The organism is Rhizobium sp. SG570, from assembly GCF_012275345.1.
Taxonomy (GTDB): domain Bacteria; phylum Pseudomonadota; class Alphaproteobacteria; order Rhizobiales; family Rhizobiaceae; genus Rhizobium; species Rhizobium lusitanum.
On sequence record NZ_JAAZQI010000035.1, the window covers coordinates 23,703 to 37,353 of the forward strand.

The following is a 13,651-nucleotide window of genomic DNA, read 5'->3' on the forward strand; positions in this document are numbered from 1 at the left end:
GTAATTAACGCGAATAGGTGAAGTCGGCGATGTAGCGGCTGCCTTTGATCGCATGATCTGCGCCCGCTGAAGTCAGCGGTACGACGACTTCGTTGGGACTATCCTGCATGTCTTCGGCGGCGGAATCGATGTGCAGCCGGTAGCCAGCGTCGAAGAGGGTATCGGCAAGATCGACGGTGATTTTAAGCGTGCGACCTGAGCCGACGCTGGCGCCGGTGATGCCGTTGATTTCTCTTGTGGCGCCTCTGGTCGCGCGATACCACCCGTTCAGGTGTTCGTAGTAGCGCGCCTTGCCGCCGGCCATCCAGAGGCTGCCCACATATTTGCCCTGCCCATCCGTGACGTAATAGGCGAGATAGGCTCCGTTGCCGCCGAAACTGCGCATGTTGGTGGTGAAGGTCACCTGGCTTGCCAGCGCAAGGCTCGGCATTGTCAGGGCTGTCGTGACGGCTAGTACGGCCAACATGGGTTTGGTTCGCATCATATGCTCCGATAAGAAAAGAAGGGCGTGATCAATTCATCTGGCTATGCGGCATGCTGCCGGGCACAAAGAGGCCGTTGCTCGGCGGAGTGGCGTCCTTTGGGATGGGAGTGTTTTCGTTGCCGCAGACATCATCGCTGCCGCCGTCATCTTCTTCCTCGCCATGTTCGCCGCAGTCGTTGGCGGCGTAATCGCCATTGCCGTCCCGCGGTTGGCGATATCCCTCGGTTTGGCTTTTTCGCTCGTGTTCGCGGTTATCGACCTTGACGATGTCTCGACCTGCGGTGTCGAACCTTAGCATGTCGAGCGGCAAGGCCCGGGCCGCGGCGGCGGCAAGAATGCTTGTGCCGACAGCAGCGGCGAGAAGAAGTCTGAGGTTGATCATGGGTAGATCTCCTTGGGAATAAGCTTGCGGGCACCGTTAGCGCAGTGTTCATCGAGCTACGCGACATCGAGCCCGAGGGGGCAATCTCGATGCGCTCAGCACCGGGCAGCGGACTCCGGCCCATCGCCGGCCATCTCGTGTCCATTCCAGTCGGCGGACTATCGCCGTCCTCTCCTGGGTGCTCGGGATATCGCTGCCATGATGCTAAGTGTAATGCTCGGTGAGATGCGGTTTTCATCTTGGTTTGTTCTTTTGGTCGAGGCGATCATTCGAACCCCAAGCTGACCGGCACCTGACAGACGCTGATAGTTTGCTTCAGCTTCCCGTAAGCCAACGGTTGGACTACACAGGAAGGCAAAGGAGAGGCTGAGCATGAGAGTCTTACTGATCGAGGACGACAGGGCGCTGGGGACGGCTATTCGTGATCAGATCGCAGCGGATGGACATTCCGTCGATTGGATGAGCCGCCTTGACAGCGCGCGAGACGCGCGTGCTTCGACCAGCTACGATCTCATCTTGCTTGACCTGATGCTGCCAGACGGGCTTGGCATTCCGTTTCTCAAGGCGTTGAGGGCGCGGGGCGACGTCACACCCGTGATCATATTGACCGCACTCGATCAGGTGTCGGATCGGATCTCGGGGCTTAACGCCGGAGCGGATGACTACATGGTTAAGCCTTTCGACCTGGACGAACTATCCGCGCGCATCGGATCTGTTGCACGCCGCTACACGGGCAATCCGAATCCAATCGTTATGCTAGGTTCGTTAGAAGTCGACCTTGCTGGGCGCAGCGTCAGGCTGGATGGTAAGCCCGTCGTCCTGACGGCGCGAGAATGGGTTTTGTTCGAGGCGTTTGTCCAGCGTCCCGGCCAGTTGCTTTCCAAGGCGCAGCTCGAAGAACGGCTTTATTCTTTCGATCAGGAAGTTGAGAGCAATGCCATTGAGGTTCATGTGAGCCGGCTACGCAAGAAGCTGGGCGCGCGTGTGATCGAAACCGAGCGCGGACTTGGTTATAGGCTGGGGCGGCCATGAAGCGGGTATCCTCGCTTCAGGCGCGGTTGGCAATCGCGATTGGTGCATCCGTCACGGTACTGTGGCTTGCAGCCGCCGTCGCCACCGCAGACCGGCTCGAGCGAGAAATGGAGCAGGTCTATGACGACGGTCTGAAGGCGACGGCGGAGCGCATCTTGCCCATCGCCCAGCATGACTTGCGGGAAGGACATCCCCGACACGAAACCGCTGAGGTTGGCGAAGAAGACGACAGTCGTCGTGACGCGCAACCTAAACGAGAATTTCGTTACGGCGAAGACGTGACATTTATACTGCGTGACAGACAGGGTCGCATCGTGCTTGGCTCTGCAGGAGTGGACGCCTCAGTCTTTCCTCCCTTCGAGAAGCAGGGATTTTCCCAAACCGGTACCCATCAGCTCTATTCTGCGGTAAGCACTGATGGAAACCTCAGCATCTCTGTGGCCGAACCGCTGGCACATCGCCAGGAACTATCGAAAAAGATGCTGCTTGGTTTGGTACTGCCGCTTTTGATCGTTATTCCGCTCAGTCTGATGGCAATCCTTGTCGCAGTCCGGATTTCGCTGCGTCCGGTCCGCGCACTCAAACAGGGGCTTTCGCTCCGCGGTGCACAAGACCTCTCCCCATTAGCTGCCGCCGGGCTGCCACGCGAATTACTGCCGATATCGACGGGCATCAATCAGCTTCTTGCGCGTTTGAAGGGCGCCTTTGACGCCGAACGGACCTTTGCGGCGAACGTTGCGCATGAGCTTCGAACCCCCGTTGCCGGTGCGATCGCACAAGCTCAACGCATAAGCTCCGAGACGAAAGAGGAGCTGACCGCGGAACGCACGAAGGAGATCGAAACGACGCTCAAGCGCCTCATGCGCATGTCTGAAAAGCTCATGCAGCTTGCGCGGGCCGAGGGTGGCCGGTTGCGCTCAGACGAAGCATTCGATCTGAGATCGGTCCTGCATATGATCGTCAAGGATTTCGAACGCGCCGGACAGGGGCGAATCGAGTTGGCCATGCCTGAAATGGCCGTTCTATCGCCTCTCGATCCAGATGCAGTGGGCATTCTTGCCCGCAATCTAATCGAAAATGCATTGAAATATGGAGCGCAGCGAAGTCCGGTCCGTGTCACGCTCGATCGGCAAGGAATATTATCCGTCGCTAATGATGGCGCGATTCTTCCACCGGAGGCAGTGGACCGGCTCATGCGTCGGTTTGAACGCGGCAACCTCAAGATTGTCGGGAGCGGCCTTGGGCTTGCTATCGTCAAGGCGATTGCGGACCGCGTCGGAGCCGCGATCGAGGTTGTGTCACCTCTTCGGGGAAGTGGTGGAGGCGTCGAGGTGCGGGTAAGCTTACCGATTAACTGATGCGGCGCTGACGGTGCACCGTCAATGTCAGGGGGCCAAGACGAGAGAGTGACCATCCTGCCTTGAGCGGACAGGCTGTTGATCCATCCGGTAATGGCGGTATCGAGTTCGCACATTTGGCCTCCTATCGTCTCGCGTCGGGATGCCCGAATTGCCTGACACCTGCCTGAAGTGTTGAGGCTGCCCGACGACTATAGGCACGCCTTCGGGCGGACTAAGACTCTCCGTAGCAGCCCAAATTGAAGACAACGGAGCACATCGGGTTGAGTACTACGCGACCCGACGACGTTCAGCCACCGGCGGATTCCATCCGTACTGCTTCCCAGACATGGCCGCCTGGATCGGCGAGATTGCGATTGCAAAGAAAGCCGAGGTCCTGCTTCGGATTGATATCAGCTTCTCCGCCGTGCGCGGCGGCGGTATCATTCATCTGGTCGACGGTCCTGGGCGGGAACACCGGCTTATGGGATAGGCTGGGTGTTGATTTCCGCTAACAACCGACCCTCGGCGCTCGTGTTGTCAACTTGGCATGAAGTGACGCTGACGCAAAGTTTGCGCCAGTGCCACGGGGCATATCGCGGTGCCCTTTTCTATCTCTTCCCCGCAATACGGGAATAAGAGGCGCCGCTGCAACATGTCAGAACGGCATGCCGGGCAGTGCCTGCGTCGCTTCCTTCTGAACCGCCTGCAATTCCTTCGGGTCATAGCCGAGTGCCTGCAGAATCGTCGGCGCCACTTGTGTCGTCTGCACCAGCGCTGTGATCGTGCGCGACGGGATGGACGGATTGCTCAGAAGCAGTGCCACGTTGCGGTCATTGGCATTGCCGCCACCATGTTCGGCGATTTTCTTGCCACCCGTATAGACCACGCCGGGATTGACGGTCACGATGAAATCGGGCGCTCGCGCATCGCTGGCCGGATCCTCGTAGGCCAGCGCCACTTGATTGCTGGTCAGCAACTGGCCGATGCCGAGCGCTTTGCCTTGGTCTTTCAGATACTCGGCTGCGGCAGCCAGCGATTTTGCCCGCCCGTCCGGCTTCAGCCAGATCAACGACGCATCGTCGGCGATGTGGAAGGCATAGCCTGGCGTTTTCGTGTAGGGATCTTCGTCGGTCGGCTGGAACTTCGACGGATCGATCGGTGACTGGCCATGTTTCGAGGCAATAACAACGAGCGTGGTGTCGTCGAGCTTATTGTCGTGCAAGGCGCCGACCAATTCGCCCAGGGCGTGATCGACATAATCGAGTTGCAGTGCTAGCCCGCTGTTCGGTGTGCCGTTGGCATCTGCATAACCGCCGACCATACTGGCCGCATCGCCAGGCCCAGCTTTCGGCAATTTCTGCCCAACGCTCACGGCCTGCAGATTCAAACCAAACAGCGCCGGAACCGGCTGCTTGTTCGCACCCGTGCTGTCGAGCCCCTTGATTTCATTGACCACCGCTTTCACATGGGCCTCGTTCGCCGGAGCTGCTGCCGCCAGGCAGGTCAGCGACGTGCCGAGCAAAAGACCGGCCATAAATTTATACATCCACGCCTCCTTGATGGAATAAGCCCCCGCGAAGACGCTAGTGCTGAGGCATGACAGAGTGATGAACTGCAGACTACTCTTAAGCCGGACACACCGTTGACTGGCCGGAGATAACGACACCATACCGTTCATTTGCGTAGAGAATCTCACTTAACTTTGCATTTCATCGCGACCCTGCCTGAAGGATCAATATCGCAAATTTGTCAACGGGTTCTCAGCCGTTGCATGGATCGACCTCAAACGCAAATCCGGTCAAAGCGTTGTGAAACCGAACGCCGGTGTTCGCACCGAGGAGTTTCAATTGCATAGCTCTCGTAACGGGAGGATCGACGGTTCGACTCCCATCAAGAGCAGGGATGCGGATCTACGCGTCAACCGAATTATGGCCGAGCATTTCATCGGCGTTGTCAAAGGCCGTTGACATGCCATCCCCGTCTCTGTTACCCATATTGGGTGCAAAGACGCACATAAATCCACACGACGCTGCTGGACATCAGTTCCTCAAGCGTCGTTTTGCGTTTAAAGCACGCAATCATGCGGATAAACCGGTGTTCAGCTCTTACAAATGGAGATGAATAACCGTGGGAACAGCCCTTTCAGCCAAAACTATAGCAGTATCGACGGCACTGGCACTCTTGCCGGCCGCGGCTTTCGCCGACACTAAGATTGCAGCGGTCTTCGATTTGACCGGTGGCCTGAATATTTACGGCATCCAGCAGAACAACGCTCTCAAACTCGCCGTGGAAGACATCAACGCGAAGGGCGGCGTGCTTGGCGGACCGATCGATGTCGTCTCCTACGATGCACAGTCGGAGCAGAGCAAATACATTCAATATTCGAATACGGCGATCCTGAAGGACCGGGCAAAAGCCCTGTTCGCCGGACTGACGAGCTCGTCGCGAGAAGCGATCCGGCCCATCATCCGCAAGGCGAACATCCCCTATTTCTACAGCGCACTCTATGAAGGCGGGGCTTGCGACAAGCAGACCTTCATCACGGGTTCTTCCGCCTCGCAGCAGCTTTCGGTCCTGATCGACTGGGCTGTCAAAAAGTACGGCAAGAAGATCTACATCATGGCGCCGGATTATAACTTCGGCACCATTTCCGCCCATTGGATTAAGGAATATGCCAAAAAGGCGGGCGCAGAGGTCGTTGGCGAGGACTTCCTGGCGTTGACGGTCACGGACTATGCGCCGACGATCCAAAAGATCCAGGCGGCAAAGCCTGACTTTGTCGTAGCCTTGCCGGTTGGTGCGAACCAGACGGGGTTCCTCGAGCAATTTGCGGCGGCAGGTCTTAAGAATTCGATCGGCTTGGTGTCGACCAATTATGGCTCGGGCAATCAGCAGGTTGTCGTCTCTACTGAAGCCGGCAAAGGTCTGATCGCCAGCCAGGGATATTTCCAGCCCGTCGAAAATCCCGCCAATGCGGCCTTCGTCAAACTGTGGCAGGCAAAATATGGCAACGACACCCCGATCGTTTCCGAGGCGGTCGATGTCTGGAATGCGGTGCATTTGTGGGCTGCGGCCGTCAACAAGGCAGGTAGTGCGGACACCAAACCGGTTATTGCGGCTCTTGAAAGCGGTCTGACCTTCGATGCGCCGAACGGCAGTGTGAAGCTGGAGCCCGGTTCGCATCATCTGCGCCAGAACATTTACATTGCTGAAGGCGACGACAAGCACAGCTTCAAGATTGTCGAAACCTTCCCTGATGCCGCTCCTACCTACGAGAACGAGAAATGCGACCTTGTCGCCCATCCGTCGCTCGCCCAGCAGTTCACCCCGGAAGGCCAGTAGGGTTAGGTCATCGAGCGCTCTCCAGACGGAAAGCGCTCGATCGAGGAGGTTTCCATGCAAATCGACTATCTGGCGACAGTGCTTCTGTCGTCGCTCTCAAGCGCATCCATCCTTCTGATCGCGACGATCGGGCTGGCGGTTGTCTTCGGGCTGATGGGCGTCATCAATCTCGCCCATGGCGAATTCCTGATGATCGGCGCTTACACCGCGCTGACGGCGACGCAACGGGGCATTCCCTATGTTCTCTCCATCCCGATCGCGATCGCCGTGACAATGGCGATCGGTGCGGCGATCGAAATCCTCATCATTCGCCGCCTCTACGGCCGACTGCTCGACACGATGCTGGCCACATGGGGCCTGAGCATTGCTTTCTACCAATTGGCGGTGCTGATCTTCGGCACGGTTTCTCCGGGCATCGGCATGCCACACTACAGCCTCAAGATCGGAAACTATAGCCTGGCCGGCTATCCGCTTCTGATGATTGCCGTTGCCGCCCTGATGGGTCTGTTCGTCCATGTTCTGATGACCCGCACGGTTTATGGCATGAAAGCCCGCGCCGCGATCCAGGTTCCGGAGATGGCGCAGGCCATCGGCATCGAGTCGTCCCGTGTCAACACGCTCACCTTCTCCATCGGATGCGGCCTTGCCGGTTTTGCGGGTGCCGTTCTTCTGCCGATCGTGCCGGCCACGCCGTCGATGGGCTTCGCCTTCGTCATCAAGGCATTCCTCACTGTCGTCGTTGCCGGTCCGGTCACGTTGACGGGGAGCGTTCTCGCGGCGATCGGCCTGGGCGGGGGAGCTTCGATCACCGCGAGCTTTCTCACTTCCGTGGCGGGTGACGCCTTCTTTTTCCTCGTTACGGCATTGCTGCTTTGGCTCTATCCCATGGGGATATCGGCCAAATGGCGCCGCAAGATGTGAGCCGCGTCATGACCTTCTCAGAAAAACTCTACAAATCCGCCGGGCTCACCTTTCCGATCATCGCGATCGGCGCCGGCTTTGTTGCCGCCGGTGTGATGGATCCCTATCTTGCCTACGTCGCAACCTCCTGGGTCATCTTCGGCCTGCTCGGCCTCAGCCTCGACATCGTCTGGGGCAGAGGTGGGCTGCTGAGCCTCGGACAGACCTCATTCTATGGTCTTGGCGGTTACTTCGGCAGCGTGATCGCGCTTAACCTTGGTCCTGTCACTGGCAACACCCTGATCTGGAGCCTGCCCGCGGGTGCTGCCTTCGGCGGACTGTGTGCGGCGGCGCTCGGTTGGATCATTTTCTTTGCCCGGATGGGACCCCTTCAAAGCACGATCCTGTCCTATACCCTCACGCTATTGCTGTGGTCCTTGACCCAGTCTTTTCAGCTCGATGTCGGCCAGGCCTCGATCGGCGGCGACAACGGCCTGTCGAATATACCCGGCATGATCCTTGGTTTCGGGGATAATGCTGAAACGCTTGGTCCGGTCGCCGTCTTTGTCGCGACGGTCGTGATTTCGGCGCTCGTCTATTTGCTGACGCGCTGGTTGATGAAAGGCACATTCGGGCGTGTCATCGATTGCATCCGGATCGATGCGCAGAAGGCAGAACTCCTGGGCTATGACGTGCGCGTGTATCAGGTGGTGAATTTTGCCTACGCAGGTGCCGTCGCGGGTCTTGCGGGCGCTTTGTTTGGCGCATGGGCGAATTACCTTAGCCCGTCGATTTTCTCTGTCCAGGAAGCGCTGCTGGTGCCGATCTATGTTCTGGTCGGCGGGCTTGGAACGCTGTCAGGGGCTTTCGTCGGCGCGATTGCCGTCGGCGGTCTTTCCTATTGGCTGGGCGGCGGCGCCGTCGGCGGTCAGACGACGCTCATCCTGGGTGTCGTGCTCATCTTTCTGGTCCTGTTTCTGAAAAACGGAATGCTTGGGGCGCTTGGTGATCTCTGGCTTCGACATCTTCCGGATACGAACGCCGCTGCGCGCGATACGGGAGCGGTGTCGATCGACCCCGATGTTCTGGAAGGTCTTCTCAAGGATGCTGCGGTTCACGCCGGCCCCGCGAAAAACCTTGCGACCCATGACGCGTTCAAGCGCTTCGGTGGGGTCGTGCCCGTCAATCGGGTATCTCGCCTTTTCGAACCCGGCCGCCCGTCTTCCCTGATTGGCCCGAACGGCGCCGGAAAGAGTTCGTTCCTTAAGACATGCGTCGGCATCTACACGCCGGAGGCTGGGACTATCCACCTCGGCTCAGACGACGACATTACCCGCGCGCCGATCTTCGAGCGCGTCCGCAGGGGCATGGGGGTGAAAAACCAGAAGCCGCAGGTCTTCGGCTCACTGACTGTCTTTGATAATCTTTGGATGGCGGCCTACGCGCGCACCCGCAACAAACCCGCTGCGAGGGAGATCAGCGAGAAGATCACGGGCATGCTCGGTTTCACCAATCAGGCTGCGGTTCAGGCGTCCGTCCTGTCGCATGGACAGCAGCAATGGTTGGATATCGGTATGGTGCTGTGTCTCGCGCCTCGCGTCATCCTTCTCGACGAACCGGCTGCCGGCATGACCAACGAGGAGACGCGGGAGCTTTCCTCTCTCGTCCGCATTCTCGCCAGATATACGACGGTCATCGTAGTCGAGCACGACATGGAGTTCGTCAGAACACTCGAGGGCCATGTCACCGTTTTGCACCAGGGGGAGGTCTTTGCGGAGGGCGACATCGAGGCGTTGCGCGCAAATGATAGGGTTCTGGACATCTATCTCGGGAGGCGTGCCCATGTTTAAGATCGTCAACGCCACGGGCGGATATGGCAAGACCATCATCATCCGTGACGTCACTCTTAACGTTGATGCCGGCGAAGTAGTCGCCCTCCTTGGCCGCAATGGCGTCGGCAAATCAACGCTGATGCGCTTTGCCACGGGTCTAATACCCGCCATTCGCGGTCATGTCGAAATCGACGGCGTGACAGCGCCGACGTCTCCCGCCAAACGAGCGAAGCTCGGGCTAGGCTATGTCCCGCAGGGGCGTTTTGTCTTTCCGCGGATGACGGTGATCGAGAATATCGCCGTCGCCGCCGAGGCGAACGGTTACAGCGGCAGGACGGCGGTCGAATCCGCAATGGCGGATTTCCCGATGCTCAAGCCGAAAGCAGGCGATCTTGCAGGTGGCCTTTCCGGTGGTCAGCAACAAGTCCTGGCCCTTGCCAGGGCGTTGGCGATCCAGCCGCGGATTCTTCTCCTGGACGAGCCCACCGAAGGCGTTCAGCCGTCTATCATCGACGAGATCGCTGGCGTGCTGAAGCGGATCAACCGTGATCGCGGCATCGCAATACTTGTCGCAGAGCAGGATCTCGATTTCTGCCTGTCGATTGCAACCCGCGCTTACGTCATGGAGAAAGGCGCCATCCGCCTGGAGACCGATCGCGATCGTCTGAGCGCCGATAAACAACTTCAGCAAGAGCTGCTGGGAGTCTAGATCATGAAACAGCATCCGGAATTGACCAGAGATCAACTCGCCCGCATCGAGGCGACACTCAAGCGCATACGTTGCGGTCTCGGCAAATTCGACGTCGAGCTCTCGCAAGAGCCAACGCATTTCTTTTGCCCCGAGGTGCGTGATGCAAACTGAGACGGAAACGCTGACGCAGCAGATCGCCGCTCTGCGCTCGGGCGCTATTTCCTCCACCTTCCTCGTCGAGCGAGCACTCGACCGAGCGGTAAGGTTTAAGGCGCTGAATGCATTCGTCGCGTTGGAGCCGGCGCATGTCATATCGCAGGCCAAGGCTGCCGACGTCAGGCGCGCAGAGGGCAGGGCGCTCAGTGTCCTTGACGGCATCCCGATCGCTGTCAAGGACAATTATCTGACGCAAGACTATCCGACGACGGCTTGCTCCAGAGCTCTGCCGCTTGAGCCCGCCGGCATGGATGCGACCGTCGTCGCCAATCTGCGCAGTGCCGGGGCGGTGATTTTCGGCAAGACCAATATGCACGAATGGGCCTACGGCGCGACCAATTCAACATCGAGTTTCGGTCCTACCAGGAACCCCCACAATCCGGATCGAATTACCGGCGGCAGCAGTGGCGGATCCGGTGCGGCTGTGGCCGCCGGCATCGTCGCGGCGGCACTCGGCAGCGATACCGGCGGATCTGTCCGCATTCCCGCCGGCGCCTGCGGGATATATGGCTTCAAACCAAGCTACGGGCGTGCATCGCGCCATGGCATTCTCCCGCTCAGCTGGTCGCTGGATGCGCCGGGACCGCTGGCGGCTGCGCTCGACGATATCGGGCATCTGTTGCCGTTCTTCTGCGGTGTCGACCCAAAAGATCCGGCAACACGCCGTGCCATGCCATTTGACGGTGCCGTTTCCGTGGGCCGTCCGCGACTGATCCATCTGGCGGGTGAGGGGCTAGAACGGTCCGCCGAAGTCGATGCGGCAATCCAGTCTGCCTTGTCCCGGTGCAATGCCGATATCACGGTGGCGGCTCTCACCAATGTCGCCAGCTATTTCGCCGCCTGGGAAGCCATTCTTCATTGCGAGGCGTCCGCCTATCACGCTCCATTGCTGGAACGGAATGCCGCCGGCTATAGCGCCGTGACCCGCGCTCATCTGGAGGCGGGAAAATTGCTTGCCGGCGTGGATCTGCTCAAAGCGCAGCAAATCCGCGGAGACCTCGTCCGTCAGCTTGTCGATCTAGGTAATTGGGACGCTCTGGTCCTACCGACGCTTCCGATCGTCGCCCCGAGAGCGGGTGAGGAATGGCAGGAGTTCGGCGGACGTCGGGTGACCACGCAGGATTCCATGACGTGGTTTTGCTGGATCGGCAATCTTGCAGGTTTCCCCTGCATCTCGATCCCGATCGGCATGTCGCCAGATGGCCTTCCCATCAGTATGATGCTGATGGGACGTCCGAATGCCGACGAGCAGCTTCTCGCGGTCGCCGGATGGATCGACAGGAATCTTAGGGCGGATCATTGAATCATGGTGGACAGCACGATCAAGATTGGCGTCCTCTTCTCGCAATCCGGCCCAATGGCCGTGACTGAGACGGCACATATCCAGGGTGTGTTGCTCGCCTGCGAGGAGTTGAACGCGCAGGGCGGCATTCGCGGCCGGCTCATTGAGCCTGTTATTGTCAACCCCGATGGCAGTGATGAACGCTACGACAGGATGGCGACTGATCTGCTTTTGAAGCAAGGGATCAACGCGATCTTCGGCTGCTGTCTGTCGACCAGCCGCAAAGCGGTTCTGCCGATCGTCGAGCGCTACAATGGCATTCTCTTCTATCCCTCTGTCTATGAGGGCTTCGAATATTCGCCGAACGTGATATATGGTGGGGCAGTCCCCAACCAGGTCATCGTTCCACTTCTTGAATATCTGTTCGCCCATCACGGAAAAAGAATTGCGCTGGTGGGCTCCGACACGCTCTATGCGCGCGAGATCAACCGCATCGTCAACGAGTTCCTGTCGGACAGCGGCGGGTCCGTAGTCGAAGAAATCTATTTCCCCTTCGGTACGTCGGCCGCTCGGTTCGAGCCTGCGCTAAAGCGGGTGGTCGCCTCTGGCGTCGATGCGATCATGTCAACGGTCGTGGGGGAGGACGGTGTGGTATTGTATGAAGCCTTCCATAGTGTCGAGCGCGATGGTCAGGATATTCCGATCGCCTCGCTGACCACCACGGAATCCGAACTCGCCAAGATGTCAGCCGGCGCGCGTGCCGGCCACCTCTCGGCGTTGCCCTACTTCGGGACGCTGGACAACCCTCAGAACAAAGCATTCGTCGCCGCGTTTCAGAAACGCTATGGTGAGCGAAAGACGCCTGGGGTTTACACGGAAGTGTGCTACGCGCTGGTCCATATCTATGCCGACGCCGTTCGCCAGTGTGGTGAAACGGATAGTGATTCCATTCTGCCGATCTTGACCAGCGCGGTTTTCAAGGGGCCGAGCGGAGACAAGTCAATCGATCTCGACACGAACCATTTCATGCAGCGGCCGCTGATCGGAAGAGCGAACATATCCGGTGATTTCGACATCGTCTGGCGCAGCAATGCGCCCATCCGAGCTGATCCCTATCTTGTCGCTTATGATCGCTCGCTGAGCAGATAGGTAGATGATGAACGATCGCATCCCGCTGAAAGACGAGGACATGCTACGGCGTCTGCGCCGGATGCGAGTGCTTGTCATTCATCCTGATGACACCGAGCGATCGATGTTTCTGGCCCATATAAAGCGTGTCGGTTGCCAGGTAGAAGCGATCTGGCCGGCCCCCGAAGCACTGCCGACCTACATCGATGTCGTCCTGTTTCTGCTCAATCCGGATCGGAACAATCGGACGCCGGCATGGGTGACGACATGCGACACGGCGGCCAGGATCGCGATTATTGCTTTCGAGACGCCGGAGATCCTGACCGAACTGCAGCGCATGAATGTTCACGGTGTCTTATCGAAGCCGGTAAGGATCTTCGGGATACTGGCGGCTTTAACGACCGCGGTCAGCCTTGCTACTCACGAAGCAAGGCTCAAGCAGCGGATCAAGTCGCTGGACGACACATTGAAGGCCCGGCGCAGAATTGAAAAGGCCGTCGGAATTTTGTCGACCAGCCGCAATATTTCGGAGGAAGAAGCCTATAGGCGCCTTCGCGAAAAAGCGATGACGTCAAAGGTGACGATCGCGTCCGTTGCCGATGCGATTATTGCCTCGAGCGACATTTGATCACGGACACCGCAACATCCCCCGCGATCCTTCGAGCCATTGGCCGATGCGCCAAGAAGCGACGGATCATTCAAAATCATTCAACACGTCCTCGAGGGATGCTGTGTCCTCAAAATTCAAGAATGCGTCATGCACCCCCAGCTTCCAGTCCTGCTCAACGCAGGCAGTCAGCAAATTTGGAGCGTCGGTCGACGGTTGTGAGCGGCACGGCGACTGAGCCGGTCGCGTGGAGCCGTTCAGTCTTCAGGCTGCGCCCATCGCTGAGATTGACGATGACCTGATGCGGAAGGCGTTCGATCAGCGTTGGTGCATCGGTCGCTGAAAGAACGGATTTCTGTCTTTGATGCTCTGGCTACGCGGTGACGGTTTTGCAGCGGACGGATTTCGGGCGTGC

The 13,651-nt window shown here is 58.6% G+C and carries 14 protein-coding genes; 10 read left to right on the forward strand and 4 right to left on the reverse strand.

Features of this window, described 5'->3' with window-relative positions:
• Window positions 1-4: 4 nt before the first annotated feature.
• Both FHT28_RS34490 and FHT28_RS34495 read right to left on the reverse strand, forming a co-directional pair.
• Entirely contained in the window at window positions 5-481 is a 477-nt protein-coding gene (locus FHT28_RS34490) for a DUF2271 domain-containing protein (RefSeq protein WP_168598724.1), read from the reverse strand.
• 31 nt (window positions 482-512) lie between these two features.
• On the reverse strand, window positions 513-866 hold the full coding sequence (locus FHT28_RS34495) for a hypothetical protein (protein ID WP_168598725.1): 354 nt from the start codon (window positions 864-866) through the stop codon (window positions 513-515).
• A 372-nt stretch (window positions 867-1,238) separates the two neighbouring features.
• Here FHT28_RS34495 and FHT28_RS34500 point away from each other — a divergent pair, with 372 nt between their 5' ends.
• Window positions 1,239-1,898, forward strand: coding sequence for a response regulator transcription factor (locus tag FHT28_RS34500; protein ID WP_168598726.1), 660 nt, complete (start codon window positions 1,239-1,241; stop codon window positions 1,896-1,898).
• Window positions 1,899-2,005: 107 nt separating this feature from the next.
• Entirely contained in the window at window positions 2,006-3,256 is a 1,251-nt protein-coding gene (locus FHT28_RS34505; protein WP_246705039.1) for an ATP-binding protein, read from the forward strand.
• 289 nt (window positions 3,257-3,545) lie between these two features.
• Here the strand turns inward: FHT28_RS34505 and FHT28_RS34510 are convergent, their stop codons facing one another.
• The gene (locus FHT28_RS34510; protein WP_246705040.1) at window positions 3,546-3,686 is read right to left on the reverse strand and encodes a hypothetical protein; all 141 of its coding nucleotides are present in this window, start codon (window positions 3,684-3,686) and stop codon (window positions 3,546-3,548) included.
• 207 nt (window positions 3,687-3,893) lie between these two features.
• Window positions 3,894-4,916 carry an alkaline phosphatase family protein gene (locus FHT28_RS34515; RefSeq protein ID WP_246705041.1) on the reverse strand — a complete coding sequence of 341 codons (1,023 nt, stop codon included), beginning with the start codon at window positions 4,914-4,916 and terminating at the stop codon, window positions 3,894-3,896.
• A 449-nt stretch (window positions 4,917-5,365) separates the two neighbouring features.
• On the opposite strand from FHT28_RS34515, the gene FHT28_RS34520 reads away from it, so the two are divergent.
• The 8 genes from FHT28_RS34520 to FHT28_RS34555 are packed head-to-tail and all read left to right on the forward strand — an operon-like array spanning window position 5,366 to window position 13,257.
• Entirely contained in the window at window positions 5,366-6,580 is a 1,215-nt protein-coding gene (locus tag FHT28_RS34520; RefSeq protein ID WP_210255975.1) for an ABC transporter substrate-binding protein, read from the forward strand.
• A 54-nt stretch (window positions 6,581-6,634) separates the two neighbouring features.
• Window positions 6,635-7,501, forward strand: a complete 867-nt coding sequence (locus FHT28_RS34525; RefSeq protein WP_168598728.1) for a branched-chain amino acid ABC transporter permease — start codon at window positions 6,635-6,637, stop codon at window positions 7,499-7,501.
• On the forward strand, window positions 7,483-9,330 hold the full coding sequence (locus tag FHT28_RS34530) for an ATP-binding cassette domain-containing protein (RefSeq protein WP_210255976.1): 1,848 nt from the start codon (window positions 7,483-7,485) through the stop codon (window positions 9,328-9,330). Before FHT28_RS34525 ends, FHT28_RS34530 begins: the two co-directional genes overlap by 19 nt.
• Complete coding sequence (locus FHT28_RS34535; protein WP_168598729.1) at window positions 9,323-10,021, forward strand: ABC transporter ATP-binding protein; 699 nt, start codon at window positions 9,323-9,325, stop codon at window positions 10,019-10,021. The genes FHT28_RS34530 and FHT28_RS34535 overlap by 8 nt, the downstream gene beginning before the upstream one ends.
• Window positions 10,022-10,024: 3 nt before the next feature.
• A complete protein-coding gene (locus FHT28_RS34540) occupies window positions 10,025-10,174 on the forward strand; it encodes a hypothetical protein (RefSeq protein ID WP_168598730.1) in 150 nt (49 codons plus the stop codon).
• A complete protein-coding gene (locus FHT28_RS34545; protein WP_168598731.1) occupies window positions 10,164-11,522 on the forward strand; it encodes an amidase in 1,359 nt (452 codons plus the stop codon). Before FHT28_RS34540 ends, FHT28_RS34545 begins: the two co-directional genes overlap by 11 nt.
• A 3-nt stretch (window positions 11,523-11,525) precedes the next feature.
• Window positions 11,526-12,650: a transporter substrate-binding domain-containing protein gene (locus tag FHT28_RS34550; RefSeq protein WP_168598732.1), complete on the forward strand. Its 1,125-nt coding sequence runs from the start codon at window positions 11,526-11,528 to the stop codon at window positions 12,648-12,650.
• Between the two features lie 4 nt (window positions 12,651-12,654).
• Window positions 12,655-13,257, forward strand: a complete 603-nt coding sequence (locus tag FHT28_RS34555; protein ID WP_210255977.1) for an ANTAR domain-containing protein — start codon at window positions 12,655-12,657, stop codon at window positions 13,255-13,257.
• Window positions 13,258-13,651 lie beyond the last annotated feature (394 nt).